The following is a 22,498-nucleotide window of genomic DNA, read 5'->3' on the forward strand; positions in this document are numbered from 1 at the left end:
GTCGTCTCCCGGCAGCCGCGAAGGGCTGCCGGAGACTGCTGCCCCATTAAAATTCAATCGATTCCAGAAGGCTGTCGAGCTCCTCCAGTGTTAATTCATCATCACCCAGATCGCTTGGCGTCAGCTCCGTTGTTTCTTTGAGCGTGCAGTGCGCGATAATAGCAAGCAAGCGCTCCTGCAGACGGTCGATCAATCGTTCTGCCGTCGATGCCTCATATTCCTGCGCATTATAATGCAGCGCCAGCTTCAGCTTGCCTTCCGTTACCAGACCGCTGACATCAAGCGCAGCAGGCCGCTGCGAATCGGCGCTGAATGGCAGTCCGGCATCATAGGACGAAGGCTCCATCCCGTTGCCACTTTCCGCATCACCGTCGAATTGTCCCAAATAGTTAAAGGAGATTTCCGGTTGAAGCGTCAAGTCGCGCAGCCGGTCGGTCATATATTTCAAAATGCCGTAGCCGATGCCCTTGTTCGGAATTTTCCGGAGCGTTTCCTTCGTCGATTTGATGATGTAGGCCAAATCCTCCGATTGCTCCATATCCAGAACGACAGGGAACTGGGACGTAAACCAGCCTACTGTACGTGTAATGTCCAGCCCTTCCACGAACGCTTCGCGGCCATGCCCCTCCAGATTGACCGCAATGGTGTTTCCTTTGCTCCAATCCTTGAGCGCCAATGCCAGTGCCGCCATCAGCAGATCGTTCATCTCCGTGCGGTAAGCCTCATGGGCTCCCTTGAGCAGCTGCTCCGTCGCCTCGGCGGCCAGCTCTCTCTCCACGCTGCGCATATGCTTCACGAGATTGTCCGCACCAGCTTTGTCCTTAGGCAGCGGAGCAAAGTCCAGACCGCCAAGCTTATGCCAATACGCGGCTTCCTTCAGCAGCTCATCGCTGCTTGCATAAGCGGCCATCTGCTGTGACCAGTAGCGGTAGGAGTCTGTTTTGGCTGGCAGCGTGATGGCTTCCCCCTGCTCCGCCTGACGATAAGCCTCCGCCAGATCCTCGAACAGGATGCGCCAGGATACTCCGTCTACAGCCAAATGATGGATCGCAATCAGCAGATGGTCGCCCTCATTCGTGCGGAACAGGCCGAGCTTCACAAGCGGTCCATGGGCCAGATCCATACCGCTTTGAATCGCGGTACCCTCGGCAAGAATGGACCCCTTGATCTCGTCGCCCGTCCGGCCGCGAAGGTCGATAACGGCCAGGGAGTAATGCTCCCCTTCGATGTCCTCGTTATAACCCTTGATGACATCATCATCACCTGCCGCATACCGGAGACGCAGCGCATCATGATGCTCCGTCAGCTTGCGGAATACAGTATGAAGCAGCTCCACGTCGAAGCCTTGCGGGCGGTAAATAAGCTCGGACTGATTCCAGTAATGCATATCCCTGAATCGGCTCTCGAAGAACCAGCTCTGAATCGGCGTCAGCGGCACCTCTCCGGTTACCGCTCCTTGCTCGATAATCCGGTCCGTTGCCTTGAGGCGCGGAACCAGCTCCGAGATGGTGGGGTAGCGGAACAGGTCGCGGATTTCAAGACGCAGGCCGAACTTGTTCAATCTCGCCGCTACCTGAATCGCCTTGATGGAATCTCCGCCAAGATGGAAGAAATGATCCCCGGTGCCGATGCGCTCCGCTCCCAGCACCTCTGCCCATATATCGGCCATAATTTGTTCGCGTTCACCGGCTGGGGCTACATAAGCCGAAGCGTTCCAGAGGCCATTGCGATCCGGTTCAGGCAGCGCCCTCCGGTCTACCTTGCCGTTCGGCGTCACCGGCATGCCAGCGAGCTGGATAATAAACGGCGGTACCATGTATTCCGGCAGCACTTTCGCCAGCTCATCCTTCAGCACAGCGGTATTCAATTCCCGCTCTGCCGTTACATAAGCGCATAAGTATTTCCCACTGCCGTCGTCATCACGAGCCAGCACGACAGTTTCCTTCACGCCCGGCTGGCGCAGCAGCGCGCCTTCGATCTCGCCAAGCTCGATCCGGTAACCGCGCACCTTGACCTGATGATCGATCCGGCCGATATACTCGATCCGGCCGTCAGGCAGCCAGCGCGCGGCATCACCGGTGCGGTACATCCGCTCTCCAGGCTGGAGAGGATCGGCGGTGAATCGTTCTGCCGTCATCTCCGGCAAGCCGACATATCCGCGAGCCAAGCCTGCGCCTGCGATGCACAGCTCTCCAGCCGCGCCGATTGGAGCCAGCCCGCCGTCCCCACCAAGGATGCGGATGGCAGTTCCAGCGATCGGCCGTCCAATCGTAATTGGGGCTCCCGGCTGCAGATCGCGTTCGATCGTCGCGACAACACTGCTCTCCGTCGGGCCGTATTCATTAATCAGCTCAATACCGTCATTGACGGATTTGCTGAGTGCGATTGTTTTATCCGTTACTTTCTCGCCTGCCAGTGTAACCATGCGAAGCGAGGCAGCGTCCTCCCGGCTCATACATTCAAGCACACCGGCGTACAGACTCGGCACACTGATGAAATGCGTAACGCCGTGGCGCTTGATAGCATCCTTGATCGCTACCGGATCCTTCGCCTCATCCTCAAGAAGCAGAACGACGGCGGAGCCCGAGACAATCGGTGTGTAGAAGCTGGTGACAAATCCGTCGAAGGCGAACGAGAACAGCTGAAGCACAGCGTCCCGGTCCGTCAAGCCGTAAGCTTCCTTGCGCCACCATATATTGCCGGATATGCTCCGGTGCTGGATCATAACCCCCTTAGGCTTGCCGGTCGTACCCGATGTATAGATGATATAAGCCAGATCATCGGGACTTCCCGCAGCCGGGAGATTGCTTCCATCCTGCGCATACAGCGCTTCATCGGCAAGATCCAGCCAGGCTGCAGATGTTCCCGCTGCGAAATCCGCTATGCAATGCGCTTGCGCCAGCACGATATCCGCGCCGCTGTCTCCCAGCATGTAAGTGACCCGATCGGCCGGATAGGCCGGATCGATCGGCATGTATGCACCGCCTGCTTTCATGACAGCCAGCATGCCGGTGATCATCTCGAAGGAGCGGTGAGCCATAACGCCGACCACCGTCTCCGCGCCTACGCCGCGTTCCCGCAGCTTACGGGCAAGGCGATTGGCCCGCGCATTCAACTCCCCGTAGGTCAACTCCTCCGAGCCCATTGCCAGCGCGACATTCTCAGGTGCTGACGCTGCTTGCCGCTCGAACAGGCCGTGAAGCGTTGAAGCTGGATCCTGAATCGTTCCGGATGCGTTGAATGTATGAACCAGCAGCTCCCGCTCGTCTGCTGCAAGCATATCGAGCTCTGCCAGCATACGCTCCGGATGCTGCGCAATAGCGCGGAGCATGCCGACATAATGCTTCGCCATCCGCTCCATCGTCTCGCCGCAGAACAGCGCCGTGCAATATTCCCAGCTCAAGGCGAGCCGGTCATTCTCCTCCTCCGCCATCAGCGTCAGATCGAACTTCGAGATTTTGTTCTCGTACTCGTAAGGCTCGAATGAGACCCCGTCAATCTCCATCGTCTCACGGCTCATATTTTGCAGAATGAATACCGTGTCGAACAGCGGATTCCGGCTCAGGTCGCGATACGGCTGCAGCTTCTCCACCATCGTCTCGAATGGGTAGTCCCCGTTCTCATAAGCCTCATATGCGTTCCGCTTCACCTCATCCAGGAATTCGAGGAACGTCTTGCTGCCCTGTGGACGGTTGCGCATCGGCAGCGTACTGATGAACATACCGATCAAATCCTCGGTATCCGCATGCGAGCGGCCAGCAATCGGCGTGCCGACAACAATGTCGTGCTGATTGGCATACTTCGCCAGCAGCACATTGTAAGCCGCCAGCAGCACCATGAACAGCGTGGTGCCTGTATGAGCGGCAAGATCTTTCAGCCCCCGCAGCAATTCCGCATCGGCCTCGAACTCGTAATAATCGCCTTCCAGACTGCGCACGGCAGGCCTTGGGAAATCAGTGGACAAGTCCAGCACCGGAATTTCATCGCCGAAGCGCTCCATCCAGTATGCCTCCTGCTTGCCATAGGCCTTGGACTGGAACAATTCATGCTGCCATACCGCATAATCCTTGTACTGCACCTTCAGCGGCGGCAGCGAGTCTCCACGGTAGAGCGCAACAAATTCGCGGATGAGCACGCTCATCGAGATGCCGTCTGAGACGATATGATGCATATCGAACAGCAGCAGATGCTCGTTCTCCTGCAGCCCGACCAATCCAACCCGCAGCAGCGGCGCCATATCCAGCCGGAACGGCTGTACGAAGGCCTCTATTAATTGCTCCGTCTCCGCAGCCGAATCCGCAGCTTCCAGCCATTCAACATGCAGCTCCGCATGTTCATGCACCTTTTGTTTCGGTTCAGTCTCAATCGTATGGAAGGATGTCCGCAGAGATTCATGACGGTCTACCAGCGCCTGGAATGCACCTTCGAACCGGGCACGATCCAGCGCGCCCTTCATGCGCAGAACACCCGGCATGTTGTAGCCTGTACCCGGGCCTTCAAGCTGGTCCAGCACATACAGACGCATCTGAGCCGATGACAGCGGGTAATAATCCCTCGCCATGACAGGCCGCAGTGACAGATCCTCCGCTCGTTCTGCGGACAGAATGAACCGGGCCAAGTCCCGGATCGTCGCCGTCTCGAATATGGCTCGCAGCGGCACCTCGACCATAAACTCCCGATACAGCTGGGATACAAGCATCATCGCCTTCAACGAATGACCGCCCAGATCAAAGAAATTATCCGCCATGCCAATCCGCTCTACCCGCAGCGTATCCTGCAGCAGCTCTTGCAGCATAAGCGCGAGCTTCGACTCCACTTCATTCGCCGGCGCAACATACTCACGCACCCGCAGCAGATCCGTATCGGGGGCAGGCAGCGCCCGCGTATCGATCTTCCCGTTCGGTGTGAGCGGCATGGACGGCAGCTGAATGAAATAGGACGGAACCATGTAACCCGGCAGCTCTGCCGCCAGCCTTGCGCGAAGGTCAAGAACCGCCAGCTCATCGTCGGATACGATATAAGCGCATAGATATTTTTGCCCGCCCTCGTCATCGCGTGCGATCACGACAGCTTCTTTAACAGATGCAAGCTTCCGAAGGCTTGCCTCAATCTCGCCAAGCTCGATCCGGTAGCCGCGGATTTTGACCTGATGGTCGATCCGGCCGACGAAGTCGATTGTGCCGTCCGCCAGCCACCTGGCCCGGTCACCGGTACGGTACATCCGCTCACCCGGAGCGAATGGACATGGCACGAACTTCTCCGCCGTCAGCTCCGGCTCATTGAGGTAGCCCCGCGCCAGCCCAGCGCCGCTGATGCACAGCTCGCCATGGATACCTGCAGGCTGCAATTGCAAGTGGCTGTCTACAATATAAATACGGGTGTTGTCGATCGGACGGCCGATTGTAACTGGCCTATCCGCTTGAAGCCCGCTCAGAATTGTTGCTGTAACACTGCTCTCGGTCGGCCCGTATTCGTTATGCAGCACAAGCTGCGGATTCAGTGCCGCGCTCTTCTCGATGAAGCTGGCAGGCACCCGTTCTCCGCCAAGCGTGACCGCCTTCAGTGAAGCGGCTTCCGCGCTGCTCAGCATCTCCAGCACGGCGCCGTACAGGCTAGGTACTGCGCTGAAATGCGTAATGCCATGGTTCGCAATATAGCCTTTCAACGCAAGCGGATCCTTCGCTTCGTCATCCAATGCGATAATGGAGGATCCTCCCGCTGCCATCGGGGCAAAGAAGCTGCCGACGAAAGCATCAAACGCATAGGAGAGGAGCTGCAGCACGCGGTCGCCCGGAGCAAAGCCATACGCCTCTCTCCGCCAGATGATTGTATTGACGATGCTGCTGTGCTGGATCATAACCCCTTTCGGACGGCCGGTCGTGCCCGATGTATAGATCACATACGCCAGATCAGCCGGCCCGTTAAGCGGCTGAAGCGGTGAAGCGTCCCCGCTGTACGCGTCGGCAGCGCTCAAATTCAGCGTCTCCCCGGCAAAATCGCCGGAATAAGGGGAATCTCCCTGGCCTTGCGTCAGCAAGAGCAGCGCTCCGCTGTCCTCCAGCATGTAGCGGATACGGTCCTGCGGATATTCAGGATCAATCGGCATGTACGCCGCTCCTGATTTCAGCACAGCTAGTATCGCCACCGCCATCTCCACAGAGCGGTCAGCCAGTATGGCAACGATCCGCTCCGGTCCGGCTCCCTTGGCACGCAGCGTCCGCGCCAATTGGTTGGCCCTCTCGTTCCACTCGCGGTAAGTCAGCGTCCGGGAGCCGGCAATGATCGCTGGAAGCCGGGGCGTCTTGCCCGCCTGCTCCTCAACAAGTCCGTGCAGCAGCTCCGTTCCCCCATGCTGTACTGCTGTCGCATTGAATGTCTCCTGCAGCAGTGTCTTCTCTTCCGCCGACAGCAGGGACAGCTCGCTCAATGAGGCATCCGGCCTTAATGTCACTTCAGACAGCAATGCTTCCAGGTGTGCTGCCATCCGCTCGATTGTAGGCTTGCTGAACAATCTGGAGGCGTATTCCAGCACGAATTCCATCCTGTCTTCCAGCTCTGTCGCTTCCAGCGTCAGATCGAATTTGGTCATCGTTTGCTCTGTTGCAAGGGACTCAAGCTTGACATCCCCGAGCTGAAGCGGACCGTCATCGGTATTTTGCAAAATAAACATCGTATCGAACACCGGATTCCGGCTCAGCTCACGGGACAGGTTCAACCCTTCAACAAGCTGCTCGAACGGATAATCGCCATGCTCGTAAGCACCGAGCAAGCGCTGCTTCACATCCACAAGCAATTCGCGGAAGGTGCGGCTGTCATCCACCGCTGTACGGATGGCCAGCGTATTGACGAACATGCCCACAACGCCGCCAAGATCCGCATGCGAGCGTCCGGCAGCGGCTGTGCCCACGATGAGGTCGGATTGCCCGCTGTATTTGGCAAGCAGCACATTGTAGGCTGCCAGCAGCACCATATACAGAGTCGTTCCCGTCTCTGAAGCGAGGCGGTTCAGCTCATCTTTAAGCTTCGCATCGGTGCGGAATGACAGCTGTGCCCCATCAAAGCTCTGCAGCGATGGACGCGGGTAATCTGTCGGCAGCTCCAGTACCGGCAGTTCGCCGGACAGCGCCTCCAGCCAGTATGCCTCCTGCTTCTGCAGGAAGCCGGACGCGAACAGCCCATTCTGCCAGGCGGCGAAGTCCTTGTACTGAAGTCCCAGCTCCGGCAGTAATTCTCCGCCATAGAGGGCTGCAAATTCGCTCATAATAATGCCCATCGACAAGCCGTCCGAAACGATATGATGCATATCGAACAGGAACAGATGCCGCTCGTCTTCCAGCTTCACCAGCCCTACGCGCATGAGCGGCGCCTTGCTCAGGTCGAACGGCTTCACGAATGAGGCCGCTGCCGCCTCCAGCTCCTCCTGGGATGCATGGAGCAGCTCCGTATAGGAGAGAGCAAAATCAACCTCCGCATGCACACGCTGCACAGGCTCGCCATTCACCATCAGGAACGAGGTGCGCAGCGATTCATGGCGGCTGATAAGCTCGCGGAATGCCGATTCCACCCGTGCAGAGTCAATCCGGCCCTCCATCAGCATGGCATCCGGCATGTTGTAGCTGGTGCCCGTTCCCTCCATGCCGTTCAGAATGAATAATCGCTTCTGGGCAGAAGAAAGCTCGTAATAATCTTGCGGCTCTACCCGCTGAATCGCCGCGAAGCCTGTATCTGAAGCTCCTTCTTCACCTTCAATGAACCTTGCCATTCCCGCTACTGTCGGCGTCTCGAAGACTTGACGAAGCGGCATTGCAGTGCCGAACGCTTTATGAATATGCGATACGAGCACCATCGCCTTGAGAGAATGGCCCCCTAGACTGAAGAAGTCATCGTTCACGCCAACCGCTGTCATGCCAAGCACACGCTCCATGATCTCTGCGAGTTGAATCTCCGCAGCTGTCGATGGCGCGGCATACTCGCTCGATTTGAGTCCTAAGCCGGCAGGCTCTGGCAGTGCTTTGCGGTCGATCTTGCCGTTAGGCGTAAGCGGCATGGCTTCCAGCACCACCACATGAGACGGCACCATATAGGACGGCAGATCCACTGTCAGATGCGCTTGCAATTCGCCCAGTGTCAGCTCCTTGGCCCCTACGATATAGGCGCACAAATATTTCTGCGCCATATCGTCCTCGCGGGCAATAACGATAGCCTCGCGTATGCCGGAATGCTTCAGCAGGCAGGCTTCGATCTCGCCAAGCTCGATCCGGTAGCCCCGCACCTTGACTTGATGGTCATTGCGTCCGAGAAACATCAGATTGCCATCCGGCATCCATTTGGCCAGATCGCCCGTGCGATAAAGCCTGCTGCCGGAGTCGTACGGATTGGACACGAATTTCTCGTTTGTCAGCTCCTCGCGGCCGAGATAGCCGCGTGCTACCCCGGCACCGCCGATGTACAGCTCTCCTGCTACGCCGATCGGCAGCAGACGGCGTCTCTCATCCAGCACGTAGTAGGACATATTCGGCAACGGCTTGCCGATTGGAACACTTCCCGCCGCCGGGAGCACTTCGAGCGCTTCCTCATAGTAGCTGGAATCGATCGCCGCTTCCGTCACGCCATAGCTGTTAATAATGCGCATTTCTGCACCGAAGCGCGACAGCAGCTTGCGGAACTCCTCCACCGGACAGCTGTCGGCTCCGAGAATAAGCAGTCTCAAGAAGCTGGCATCCAGGCCATTCTCGTAGATATGCTCCATCAATGGCGCAATGAGGGACGGCGTAGATTCGAATATATTGACTTCATGCTCCCGCATCAATGTGTACAAGGATGCAGGATCAAGCTTGATATCATTCGGACATATGATGAGCCTTCCGCCGTTCAGCAGCGCGCGGGCCATATCGCCTGCGAAGACGTCGAACGAGAAGCTTGCCATCCCCAGCAGCCGGACAGGGAACTGCTCCAGCTCGTATTGTTCCTTCCAGGCGTAAGCCACGTTCATATATTGGCGGTGCTCAATCATGACTCCCTTAGGATTGCCTGTCGTGCCCGACGTATAGATGATGTAGGCCAAATGATGCGGCTCCGCCCTATTGTCAGGCTCATGGAGCTCTTCAGCAGAAGCTCCTGCTGCATCGGTCCCGCACTGCTCCAGCACTGCGATCTCGCCTGAGAAAGGCACGTCTTCCAGCAGCTCCGCTTCCGTGATGACCAATGCCGCTCCGCTGTCCTGCAGCAGATAGGCGATCCGGTCCGCCGGATAATCGGGGTCGATCGGGAGATAAGCGCCGCCGGCCTTCATAACCGCCAGCGCAGCAACGAGCATTTGCTCCGAGCGGCCTACCATAATGCCGACGATGCTCTCCGGCATAACTCCCTTGTCCCGGAGGACGTGGGCCAGTACGTTGGAGCGTTCATTCAGCTCGCGGTACGTCATGCTGCGCCCGCCGGACACAACGGCGATATGCTCCGGCGTCTTCTTCGCTTGTGCGACGAAGGCTTCATGGAATGTCAAGCTCTGCGGATAAGAACGCTCTGTAGCATTGAAGGCAACGAGCAGCTGCTCCCTCTCCGCAGCCGTCAACAGCTCGATATCGGAGAGCGCTCCATGCGGATTAGCGGCCACAGCACGAATGATTTGCAAATAATGCTGTGCTGCACGCTCAACTGTATCCCGCTTAAACAGCTTCGTGCTGTATTCCAATTCAAAGGCAATGCCACTGGCTGATTCGACGGCATCCAGCGACAGATCGAACTTGGAGGTTCTGTTCTCCAGCTCGAAAGGCGTGAAGGTCAGTCCTTGAACCGCTAATGCCTCCATATCGCTCATCTGATGGCTGAACATCGTATCGAACAACGGGTTGCGGCTGAAGTCACGGGCAAGATTCAGCTTGTCTACCAACTCCTCGAACGGATATTCTCCATTCTCGAATGCGCCCAGACTTGCCGTCTTCACGACTTCCAGCAGCTCCTTGAACGTCATATCCGGCGTCATGCGGCAGCGAACCGCCAGCGTATTGACGAACATTCCCGCCAAATCCAGCACATCGGCATGCGGCCTTCCGGCAACCGGCGTACCGATAACCCCATCATGCTGCCCGGTATATTTGCTCAATAAGACGTTATAAGCAGCCAGCAGAACCATGTACATCGTGGCTCCTGATTCGCCAGCCAGCCGCTGCAATTGTCCATGCAGCTCTGTTCCTGCGGAGAATGCAAGGCGATCGCCCTCGAAGCTTTGCATGGATGGCCTTGCATAATCAGTTGGAAGCTGCAGCACCGGAATATCTCCGTCCGCAAATTGATTCAGCCAGTAGGCCTCCTGCCGCTTCATAGCCTCGGATGCGAAACGCTCGTTCTGCCAAGCGGCAAAATCCTTGTACTGCACCGTCAGCGCAGGAAGCTCCTCCCCGCCGTACAGAGCAATGAACTCATCCACCAGCAGCCGGATCGTCTCCCCGTCGGATACGATATGATGCATGTCAAGCAGCACGATATGCCGTTCCGCAGACAGCTTCAATACCTCGGCGCGCATCAATGGCGCTTCATCAAGGCGGAATGGACGGACGAAGCTGCGGGCGATGCCCTCCGCCTCATGCTCCTCCACTTCCTTGACCACCCAGTTCAGCTCCGCTTCCTCATGAACCTTCTGATACGGCTCGCCATCGATGGAATGGAAGGAGGTTCGCAATATTTCGTGCCTGCGCACCATCTCGCGGAATGCTTCCGTCAGCCGTTCAAGCTGAAGCGGTCCGTCGATACGCAGCGCATCGGACATATTGTAGCTTGTGCTCTCGCCTTCCTCGAATTGATCCAGAATATAGATTCGCTTCTGAGCCGACGACACCGGGTAGTATTCCTGCTCGGGAATGGCCGGAATGACCGCCGCAGCGATTCCTTCCGTCGCTCCATCACGCTGCAGCTCCACGGCTCGGGCCAGCCCTTCCAGCGTCGGCGCATTAAACAATTCCCGCAGCGGCACCTCTGCACCGAGCGCTTTGGCGGCATGCGACAGCATGACCATCGCCTTCAGGGAATGTCCTCCCAGCTCGAAGAAGTGATCGCGCGCGCCTACTCGTTCGACGCCAAGCACTCCCTGCCAGATGTCGGCAAGCTTCCGCTCCGTATCATTGCGCGGAGCGACATATTCCGCTGACGAAAGATCGCCTTCGGGCTCCGGAAGCGCTTTGCGGTCGATTTTGCCGTTAGGCGTAAGCGGGAATTTGTCCAACTGCACGAAGAATGAAGGCACCATGTACGCTGGCAGCTCCGCCAGCACAAATTCCTTCAGCACTGCGGCATCAAGCTCTTCCATTGCGGTAAAATAAGCGCATAAATATTTATTGTTATGGGCATCCGCGCGATCCAGCACGATGACTTCCTTCATGCCCTCATATCCAAGCAGCCTTGCCTCGATCTCGCCGCATTCGATCCGGTGGCCGCGAATTTTGACCTGATGGTCCATACGGCCCCTGTATTCCAGACTGCCATCCGGCAGCCATCTGGCATAATCGCCCGTTCGATAGAGACGAACACCCTTCTCTGTGCGGAACGGATCCTCCATGAACACCTTTGCCGTCTTCTCAGGATCATTCAAATATCCGCGCCCTACGCCAATGCCGGAGACACACAGCTCGCCGACAACACCAATTGGCAGCAGATTCATTCCCCCGTCAACAACGTACACCTTCAAATTGCGCACCGGCTTGCCGATCGGCATCACATCCGATTCCGGAGCCCGGTCCAGAATGTGCAGCGTAATATCGTCACAGGCTTCCGTCGGCCCATATGCGTTAATGAGCTTGATGTGCGGGTACCGTTGGAACCATTGTCTTGCCAATTGAGCCTTCGCATTCTCACCCGTAACGAGCAAATATTCCAGTGCAGGCAGCTCCGTATCAATCTCCATCTCCAGCATCGCCGACATGAAGGAAACGACCACCTCAAGCACAGTCACGCCATCCCTTGCGACAGCTGCAATGAATGCGTTGGGATTCGTAATCAGCTCGTTCGGATAAATGACCGTTGTACCGCCAATCGTCAGCGCCGTCACGAACTGCCAGACCGAGATATCAAAGCAGTGCGGCGCGTTCTGCGCCATCACACAGCTGTCCTTCATGTGCAGCTCTTCGATCATGGCCTCTATATGATTCAGCATGCCGGCATGCTCCAGCATGGCGCCCTTAGGCTTGCCCGTTGAGCCGGAGGTGTAGATCAGATAAGCCAGCTGTTCCGGCACAAGCTCGATCTCCGGATTGCTCTGCTCCAGCGTTGCGAGTACGCCGCCGAGCGTGTCCAGCGCGACGAATTCCGCACCCGGCAGCGCCTCTTGAAGCTCGCCGCTCACGAACTGGCTCTCAGTCAGTACGCATTTCGCCTCGGAATCTCCAATCATGTCCACAATGCGTCCCGTCGGGTAAAGCGGATCGACAGGCACGTATGCCCCGCCCGACTTCCAGATCGCCAGAATACACTCCACCATGCTCGGCTTGCGATCCATGAAGATCGCGACGCGGTCATCCCGGCCTACACCCTTCTCCAGCAGGAGACGGGCCAGCCGGTTCGCCCGGCGGTTCAATTCCGCGTAAGTAACCGTCTCCTCGCCGAAGCGTACCGCAATCCGCTCCGGATAACGTGCCGCTTGCTCCTCGAACAGAGAAACAGTTGTCGCCCCTTGACGGATCGGAGCATCGGTATGATTGAAGACATCGATAATTTGATGTTTCTCCGCTTCGGTCAGAACCGGAAGCTCTCCGAGCTTCGTCCGGGGAGCCTTCACAATTGCGCCGAGCAGCTCCACATAATGGCTGGCAAACCTTCTGGCCGTCTCTTCACGGAACAGCCGTGTGCAGTATTCCAGAACGAACCCGATCGTTCCGTTCTCTTCGCGGGCCTCCAGGGAAATATCGAACTTGGATATCCCCTCGTGGATATCGATCTGGCGGAGCGGCAGTCCAGCCAGCTCCAGCTTGGCCGTATCGACATTGTTCACGCTGAACATCGTGTCGAAGAGCGGGTTGCGGCTGAGGTCACGGCGGATGCCGAGCTTGTCGACCAGCTCCTCGAATGGATATTCCTGATGGTCAAAGGCTTCCAGCGCACGCTCCTTCACTTGGCCCAAATAACCCGTAAACGTCTGCTCCGCATCAGGATAAGTACGGATTGCGAGCGTATTGACGAACATGCCGATCATATCGTTCAGGTCGGCATGGCCGCGATTGGCGATCGGCGTTCCTACGATGAAGTCGTTCGCACCGCTGTACTTGAACAGAAGCACTTTGTAGGCGGCCAGCAGCACCATGTACAGTGTCGTGCCGGTTTCTGCGGTCAGAGCATTCAACCGGTACGCCAAATCGGCATCCAGCTCGAACTTGAAGTCATGCCCGTCAAAGCTTTGCACTGGCGGGCGCTGATAATCATAAGGCAGCTCCAATACCGGCAGCTCGCCAGCCATTGCTCCCAGCCAGTAGGACTCCTGCTTCCGGTAGTCCTCAGCAGCGATCCAATTCTGCTGCCATACGGCATAATCCTTATACTGCAGGCGAAGCGCTGGCAGCGATTCATTGCCATAGAGCGCGATCAATTCTTTTATGATGACTGCGACTGAAATTCCATCCGAAACGATATGATGCATATCAAACAGCATCAGCTGTCTTCCCTCAGCAAGTCTCGTCAGGCCGATGCGCAGCAGCGGCGGGCTGGCAAGGTCGAAGGGACGAACGAAGCGCTTCACCGCTTGCGGAATATCAGCTTCCAGCGTATCGCTGTAATGAACCGTGAAATCAACATTCTCAAGCACCCGCTGCACCGGCTCGCCATTCTCCAGCTTGAACGAGGTGCGCAGTGCTTCATGTCTGCGAATGATCTCCCCGAATGCACGCTGCAGCCGGTCGCGGTCAACCTCTCCCTCCACGATCAGGGCGGCAGGCAGATTATAGGCTGTACCGGCATTCTCGCCCTCCAGTCTGTCCAGTACGAACAGGCGCTTCTGCGCTGAGGAGAGCGGATAGTACGGCTGAATCGGTGCCGGAGCAATCGTCAGATCCATATCAGCCGCCGACACCTCTGCACCTTCCGCATGGCTGGCGTTCGCTGCATTCGCTGCTTTCGCTGCATCTGCATTGCCCGGCTCCGTTCCTTTCGCTGCAGCGGCTTTTGCCGGGGCTCCTCCGGTTTTCTCGTCAATGCTCGCAGCCAGCTCAGCAATCGTAGGATGCTTGAAAATGGTGCGAAGCGGCATTTTCGTCTTGAATTCCTTCAATATGCGGGCAGCCAGCATCGCTGCACTGAGGGAATGGCCGCCCTTTTGGAAGAAGTCATCCTGGGGCTCCAGTCCGTCCACGCCCAGAAGCTCCTTCCATATGGCGATCATCCGCTCTTCCGTTTCCGTATGCGGCTCCGCTTGCACCGTTTCGGCTGCTGCCGTCATACCCGGCGCTGGCAGTGCTTCCGCATCCAGCCTGCCATCCTCTGTGAGCGGCATGCTCTCCAGCCTTACGAAGCACGATGGAATCATATAAGGGGGCAGCTGCTCGGACAACAGAGCGCGCAGCTCGGTGTCGCTTGCTGCGCCGTTCTCGATGTAGTAAGCCGTCAGCACAGACTCATTGTCCGCAGCAGACCTCATCCATACAGCAGCTTCGCGGATTTGCGGCGATTGAAGCAGGACGGCTTCAATATCGCTCCATGCCATCCGGTTGCCGCGGATAGATTGCTGCTGCTCCCGGTCTCCGAAATATTCCAGCTCGCCGCCGGACGTTATTCGTGCCAATGCACCCGTACGGAACAGCACCTCCTCCGGCTTGTACGGATTGGCGATAAACCGCTCGGCTGTCAGCGCCGGACGATTCCAATAGCCTTGTGCTGCTCCAGCGCCTCCGACATAGAGCTCGCTGATGACTCCTGCTGGCGCCAGTCCCATGCTCTCGTCGAAAATATAAGCTGCAACGTTAGGCAGCAGCGCGCCGGTGTGGATGCTGCTCCTCGAAGCAAGCTCCCCGTCGCCGATTTCTTTGTAAGCCGCATGCACCGTCACTTCTGTGAAGCCGTACATGTGCAGCAGTCTCGTATGCGGATATTTCTCCCGCCATGGACGAAGCATCGCCGGGTTCAGCGTCTCCCCGCTGAAGAACAGGCAGCGGAGGGCAAGCTCATGATCTGCCCGACGCGCTTCTTCATGCATAAGCGCATAGAGCAGCCTCGGCGCACCGTTCAAAACAGTGACGCGTTCTATGCGCAGCAGCTCGGCAAGCTCCGCCGGATTGTGAGCGGCAGCCTGAGGCACTGCCACAAGCTGGCCTCCGTTAAGAAGCGCGCCATACATTTCCCAGACCGACACGCCGTCGCCATGGGAATGAATCATTGCCCATACATCTGACGATCCGAATTGGAATGGCAGATGATCATTCGAGAGCAAGCTGGCCACATTGCGGTGGGTTAGCATGACCCCTGCAGCTGTTCCATCCGGATTGCCTGCGGCCCGGTAAAGAATGGCCAAACCGTCATCCGGCTCATTCACAGACGGCAGGTCGCTGCCGTCCCCGGTGAAGACGGCCTCGTCCATCATATCGATGACGATTCCCTCATAGCCGGACGCCAAGCTGACATGCTCCGTGCCTGTAAGCAGCACAGCAGCTTCGCAATCCTGCAGCACGAACGGAATGTCCAGGCCGCTGCGTGCCGGATCAAGCGCCACATACGCGCCGCCAGCTTTCACGACAGCTAGCATAGCGGCAATCATTTCGATGGAACGCGATGCCAGTACCGCTACCGGACTATTCCTCGTTACGCCGCACTCGCGCAGCGTGCGCGCCAGACAATTGGCACGCTCGTTCAGCTCGCGGTATGTCCACGAACGCCCCTCATAAGTAACCGCCAGCTTGCCTGGCACAGCAGCTGCTTGTTTCTCGAACAAGCCTGCAATCGTCGCCGCTTCGGGATAGGCAGACTGCGCTTCCCCGAAGCCTGACAGCAGCTCCGTCTTCTCCTCCGGGGTCAATAGATCAATCTGTCCAAGCCGCACTTCAGGCTGGGCGGTTACCGCTTGCAGCAAATTCATATAATGGACGGCAAGCCTGTCCATCGTGTCCTTGCGGAATAGCGCCGTACAATATTGCAGCTTGAAGCGAATTTCATGGGCTCTCTCCGAGGCCTCCAATAGCAGATCGAACTTGGATACCCCTTCATCCAGCTCATGCACCTTGAATGTCAGGCCATCAAGTTCCATCTCCACAATATCGTTGCTCAGATGGACGAACATCGTATCGAATAACGGATTTCGGCTCGTATCGCGCTCCAGATCAAGCTTCTCCACCAGAAGGTCAAGCGGATAATCCTGATGCTCATACGCCTGGAACAGCGTATCCTTCACTTCCTGAACAAGCTGAGTGAATGTCTTGTCTGCCGAAGCATAGGTACGGATGCCCAGCGTGTTGACGAACATGCCGAATACGCCGCTCACATCAGCATGCGCCCGGCCCGCGATTGGTGTGCCTACAATATGGTCATTCTGCCCTGTATATTTGAACAGCAGCGCCTGATAAGCAGCCAGCAGCACCATATAAGGCGTCGTGCCCGTGGCCGTGGCTGTCTCTCTTACAGCAGCCGTCAGCTCGCTTCCAGCATGGAACCAGAACCGGTCTCCATCGAAGCTCTGCACCGATGGCCGCGGATAATCGGCAGGAAGCGCAAGCACTGGCAGTTCCCCTGCGAACTGTTCCAGCCAATAAGCCTCCTGCTCCCGCATCGTCTCGCTCTCCAGCAGGCGATTCTGCCAGGCAGAGAAATCCTTATACTGCACCCGCAGCTCCGGCAAATGCGCACCGCGGTACAGGGCTCCGAATTGCTCCAGAAACAGCTGGATGGAGACACCATCGGAAATAATATGGTGCATGTCCAGAAACAGCGCATATCTCTCTTCGCCCAGCTCCACCAGCATCATCCGCAGCAGCGGCGCCTGGGTCAGATCGAATGTCCGGATGAATTCCTGCTCCAGGCGGGACAGTTCCTGCTCGGAAGCCTTTATAACCGGCACTTCCAATTGAATCTCCGCATGTACCTTCTGGAACGGCACACCGTCTATCATCGCAAACGAGGTGCGCAGCGACTCATGCCGCTCTACGAGCGCCTGCAGCGCTTCCCGCACACGCGCCACATTCAACTTGCCCTCAATGGCGATCCTGCCCGGCATATTGTAGGCCGTGCTCTCATCCTCCATCATGTGCAGCAGATACATCCGCTTCTGTGCGGAAGATACCGCATAGAGCTCCTGCTCCGGTACAGGCGAGATCGCTTCATAGCGCTTGGCGCCTGCTCCTCCCATAGAGCGTCCGAGAACAAGGGCAAGCCCCTCAACGGTAGGCGTCTCGAACAGCTCCCGCAGAGGCAGTTCAACCCCATACTGCTTGTATATATTGGCCATGATAAGCATAGCCTTCAGCGAATCTCCGCCCAGCTCGAAGTAATTGTCGCGCACGCCAACCTGTCCGAAACCAAGCACAGTGCCCCAAATATTCGCAAGCTGCTGCTCCGCATCACTGCGGGGAGCGACATACTGTGCTCCAGCGTCGCCGGATGAGCCCTCCGGTTCAGGAAGAGCCTTCCGGTCAATCTTGCCATTGGGTGTCAGCGGGAAGCTCTCCAGTCCAACGAAATGGGACGGAACCATATAGTTCGGCAGCTCTGCTCCGACGAAAGCCCGCAGCTCAGCTGAACTAACCTCACTCGTTCCCGTATAATAGGCGCACAAATATTTATTGCCGCTTGCATCACTGCGGTCCAGCACCAGCACTTCCTTGAGCGCTTCATGCCGCTGCAGCCGTGCTTCGATATCGCCGCATTCGATCCGGTGACCGCGAATCTTCACTTGATGATCGATCCGCCCCATGTACTCCAGGCTTCCATCCGGCAGCCAGCGGGCCAAGTCGCCCGTCCGGTATAGCCTGATTCCCCGCTCCTCCCGGAACGGATCCTCCATGAACGCTTTCGCGGTACGCTCCGGATCATTCATATAGCCCCGGCCAACACCGATTCCCGACACACACAGCTCGCCGATTACACCTACAGGCAGCAAATTCATATGCTTGTCGACGACATAGACCTTCAGATTGCGCACTGGCTTGCCGATTGGCATCACGTCCGATTCCGGCGCACAATCCATGATATGCAGTGTAATATCATCACAGGCTTCTGTCGGTCCGTATGCATTGATCACTTTAATATGGTCAAACCGGTCGAACCAGAGGCGCACCAGATGAGGCTTCGCTGCTTCGCCAGTCACGAGCAGACACTCCAGCGCTGCCAGCTTTACATCCAGCTCCATCTCCAGCAGGGCGGCCATAAACGAAACGACCACTTCCAGCACAGTGACGCCATCGCGCTCAACCTCGGCAATAAAGGCTCTCGGATTCAGAATCAGCTCATTGGGATAAATAACAGTCGTGCCGCCCAGCGTCAGCGCCGTCACGAACTGCCATACCGAAATATCAAAGCAATGCGGCGCATTCTGTGCCATGACGCAATGCTCGTTCATGCCGAGCTCCTCCACCATCGCCTCGATGTGGTTCAGCATGCCGGCATGCTCCAGCATTGCGCCCTTAGGCTTGCCAGTGGAGCCTGATGTATAGATCATGTAGGCCAACTGCCCGGGAACGATCTCGACAGAGCAGTTGGCGCCATCCAGCACTGCCAGCTCTTCCACCGCTTCATCGAGCAGGAAGAACCCGCTTTCCGGAAGCGCCTTGACCAGCTCGTCATGGATATAACCGGATTCCGTCAGCACGCAGCGCGCGCCGGAGTCGGCGATCATATCGACGATCCGCTGCCCCGGATACGCGGGATCGACCGGCACATAAGCTCCGCCGGCCTTCCATATCGCGAGAATGCACTCCACCATGAGCGGCTTGCGTTCCAGCAGTATTGCCACGCGGTCGTCGCGTCCTACTCCTCTGGCTGCCAGTGCGCGCGCCAGACGATTGGCCCGCTCGTTCAGCTCGCGGTAGGTCACTTCGATATCCCCGCATTTGACAGCGATCCGATCCGGTACACGCAGCACCTGCTCCTCGAACAGGGCAATCGTCGTCAGACCGGGGATAGCGGCAGCATCCGTGTTGTTAAACTCCTCTACAATGCGCCTTTTCTCCTCGGGGGAGCACAGCTCCAGCTCAGAGAGCGATTTGCCCGGATTGTAGACCGCATCCTCAACCAGCACCAGCAGATGGCGGCACATCTCGTGAATCTCATCCCGTGCAAACAGCTCTGTACGGTAATCGAACACGATCTGGAGCTCATTTTTGTCCCATTGGTCCTTGACGGAAATAAACAGATCGTTCAGCTCTTGGCCGCAGAACAGCTGATCCACCACATAGCTGATGCCTTCCTTTTCCTTCCAGCCCATGACGATGTATTCCAGCGACAATCCGAACAACGAGCTGATATCCGGCTTTAGCACCTTAATATCGTTCAGAATCGTGTTGTAGGGATACTTCTGATGGCGAAGCACGCCCATCTGCTCCTTCAGCACGCTGCGGGCGAACGAGAGAAAATCCGTCTCCGGCGCAAGCTGCATGCGAACCGGCGTCGTGCTGACGAACATGCCCGGCATTGCCTTCTCCTTCGCATTCGTCCGGTTGGCAAGAAATGTGCCTACAACAAGATCCTCATGACCGGTTATCCGATAGCAGTATGTATACAAAGCAGCAAGAAAGAGCGTCAAGACGCCCAAATTATGCTCCCCGCAAAATTGGCGGATTTGCTCCTCCAGCGCTGGCGGGATTACGAATACCTCCCGGTCCGCTTCGGTGCGAATGCTGTAGCTGTCGGTCGGTTTTAGCGATGTAAACTCCGGCAGCGTCTTGAATTTGTCATTCCAGAAGCCCTTATCCTTCTGATAGCGGTCCGATCCTTTGTATTCCTGCTCAGCGGGAAGGTAATCCAGATAGGAAGACTGCTGCTCCTCAGCCACTTCCTTGCCTCCCGCCAGAGCGAGGTACGTATCGATAATATCGTTGATCGTCAGGATCATCCCGTTGCCATCCGATAGAATATGATTGACCTTAATCAGAAGGCAGCCCCTGGATTCTCCCGTCCGGGCAATCGCAAAGGCAAAAAGATCCGCTTCGTAGAAAGGGATCGGCTCCCGGATGAATGCATCCGCCCAGCTATCCAGAGCAGCATCATCGTTCTCCTCCGAGAAGTCTCTCACTTCAACCTCAAACGGCTGATAACCGGCGACAATCTGCTTCGGCTCACTGCCCGGTTCATTCAGCATACGAAGCCTTATCGTATCGTTAAGGCGCACATAATGATTGATCGCCTGCTTCAACAGCCCGGCATCAAACGGCTCCGTTGTATTGAAACGCACTGCTCCGCCGATGTTTGAAATGCCCGTACCCGGATAAAACATCTCCGTGTACCAAATCCGTTTCTGCGCATCGGTTAACGGATACGTCAATTGAGTGTCCATCCATTTCCCTCCAAAATAATCTGGAATCCAAACGCTTGCTTGCCTTTATTCTCTAATGCCGCTATTCAAGCTCCTGGCCGACACCGTTACGCTTGGCGAGCCTGGAGTAGAATTGCCCGATGGCAATATCGAACGAGGCCATGCCCATTGGATTGAACATAACAGCAGCCTGCGGGTCAAATTGAGCGATGCAGTCGTTCTGGATCACATCGACGATTGACCTGGTTCCTTCTTCTTGCAAACCCATTTGCAGATGCATCATCTCTACATCTGTCTTCTCCCTGCAGACCTCTTCCCAGTTGTCCACAATAATCGCATCCTTGACATGCGGATAGATCGCATCAGCGACGAAATCCCGCAGTGAAACGTTGAGCAGGAGCGCTCCCGGCTTCGGCGCCTCGTTAATGTAAGGCTTGGAAGAAACGGTACATGTTATAAAAATATCAGCATCCACATACGCTTGCTGCCAGCTCTCTGCAATTGTGATCCGCTCGTCCCCTTGCAGGCCATGCGCTTCGAGATCAATCGGCCTCAGATCATACAGCGTGATGCTCGCGATCCGGTCGCCCAGCAGCTGCTGGCACATTCTGAGATGATACTGTCCAATCGGCCCGAAGCCGATAATACCCAATTTATAGGATGGCTTAGGTCTTGCCGCCATGAAATGCTTCATAATCATCCCCGTCACCGACGCTGTGCGGATAACGCTCAGAAGAGAGGTGTTGATGACAGCGGTCGGCTGTCCGGTATCCACATCATTCAGAATCATAACGCTGCTTGCACGGGGCAAATTGCGCTCGATGTTCCCGGGGAAGCTGGCAATCCATTTGATGCCCGCCGAATTGGTATCGCCGCCCACGAATGCAGGCATTGCAATGATGCGATTCTTCAGATCGCGAAAACGCAGATAGGGCTTCACTGGCTGCGCATAATCGCCGTTATCCAGACAGCGAACCGCTCCCTCAATCGCTTCAATCGTTTCATGCCAGTCTACACCTAGTTGCTTCACATGTTTTTCGTTAAGATACAGCATCTTTTCTCTCCTTTAGATAAGCTCCAATGTTTTCTTCGGTTCCAGAAAAGGCGTGTACCAGGACGGATTATAAATTGTATTGCCATACCGTTCGCCTCGATCAGCAAAAATCATAACGACATTGGGATTTCCAGTTATCGTTTTTCCTGCGAAATACTGCTTGACTGCACTATAGACGGAACCGGACGATCCGCCGGCATAAATCATCTCTTTATCCAACAGCTCATGGCAGCTTCTGATCGTGGATGCTTCATCCACCATCATGACCTCATCGATTACAGCCGTCTTGAGAATATCGGGTGTCATGCTTGAGCCGATACCGGGAATATGCCGCTTCTGGGGCGCCCCGCCGAAGATGACGGAGCCGACCATATCAACAGCAATCACCTTGCAGTTCGGGAACATCTCCTTCACCTTCCTCGATGTGCCGGAGATCGTCCCGCCGGAGCTGACGCCCATGAACAGATAGTCAATTTGATCAAATTGTCCGCATAATTCCGTGGCCAGTGTATGGTAGTAAGCACTGGCGTTCAGCGGATTCCCGTACTGATTGATCCAGTAGGAGTTGGCAATTTCCCGCTTCAATTCCTTGACCTTCTCGATCCGGGTCAATAAGTACCCTCCGCTTGAATCCGGTGTCGTTACCTTGATCATCTTCGTGCTGAGCCGCTGGATCAGCATCTCATTCTCCGAGGCGATATTAGGGTCAACGATGCAATAGAACGGCAGTCCGAAATAGCGGCAGTACGAGGACAGCGCCACGCCGAAATTGCCTGAGGAGGATTCCATAATGACCGTTTCCTTGTTGATCTCGCCGCTGTTCAGCAAGGTCTGTATGATGTAGGAGGCCGCTCTGTCCTTGACGCTTCCTGTTGGGTTGAAGGATTCCATTTTGGCGTAAAGATGAATATGGTTCAGTTCGGAGGGACTTAGTTGGACGACAGGAGTGTTTCCGACCTTATCCAGAATAACTTGATTTACCATATCTACTTCCCTCTATTCTCTCTCTTATT

At 56.4% G+C, this 22,498-nt stretch carries 3 protein-coding genes; all 3 read right to left on the reverse strand.

Going from position 1 to position 22,498, the window contains the following annotated elements; genetic code table 11:
• Positions 1-46 precede the first annotated feature (46 nt).
• Positions 47-20,452, reverse strand: a complete 20,406-nt coding sequence (locus tag K0T92_RS03500; RefSeq protein ID WP_219871003.1) for a non-ribosomal peptide synthase/polyketide synthase — start codon at positions 20,450-20,452, stop codon at positions 47-49.
• A 61-nt stretch (positions 20,453-20,513) separates the two neighbouring features.
• Positions 20,514-21,485, reverse strand: a complete 972-nt coding sequence (gene sbnB / locus K0T92_RS03505; RefSeq protein ID WP_219871004.1) for a 2,3-diaminopropionate biosynthesis protein SbnB — start codon at positions 21,483-21,485, stop codon at positions 20,514-20,516.
• Positions 21,486-21,497: 12 nt separating this feature from the next.
• A complete protein-coding gene (gene sbnA / locus K0T92_RS03510; protein ID WP_219871005.1) occupies positions 21,498-22,469 on the reverse strand; it encodes a 2,3-diaminopropionate biosynthesis protein SbnA in 972 nt (323 codons plus the stop codon).
• Between the last annotated feature and the right edge of the window lie 29 nt (positions 22,470-22,498).

The organism is Paenibacillus oenotherae, assembly GCF_019443105.1.
GTDB classification, from domain to species: Bacteria; Bacillota; Bacilli; order Paenibacillales; family Paenibacillaceae; genus Paenibacillus_Z; species Paenibacillus_Z oenotherae.

Bases quoted from the DNA above. Each gene is read 5' to 3' on its own strand.
- K0T92_RS03500 (WP_219871003.1), bottom strand. From the start codon at position 20,452: ATGGACACTCAATTGACGTATCCGTTAACCGATGCGCAGAAACGGATT.
- sbnB (WP_219871004.1), bottom strand. From the start codon at position 21,485: ATGCTGTATCTTAACGAAAAACATGTGAAGCAACTAGGTGTAGACTGG.
- sbnA (WP_219871005.1), bottom strand. From the start codon at position 22,469: ATGGTAAATCAAGTTATTCTGGATAAGGTCGGAAACACTCCTGTCGTC.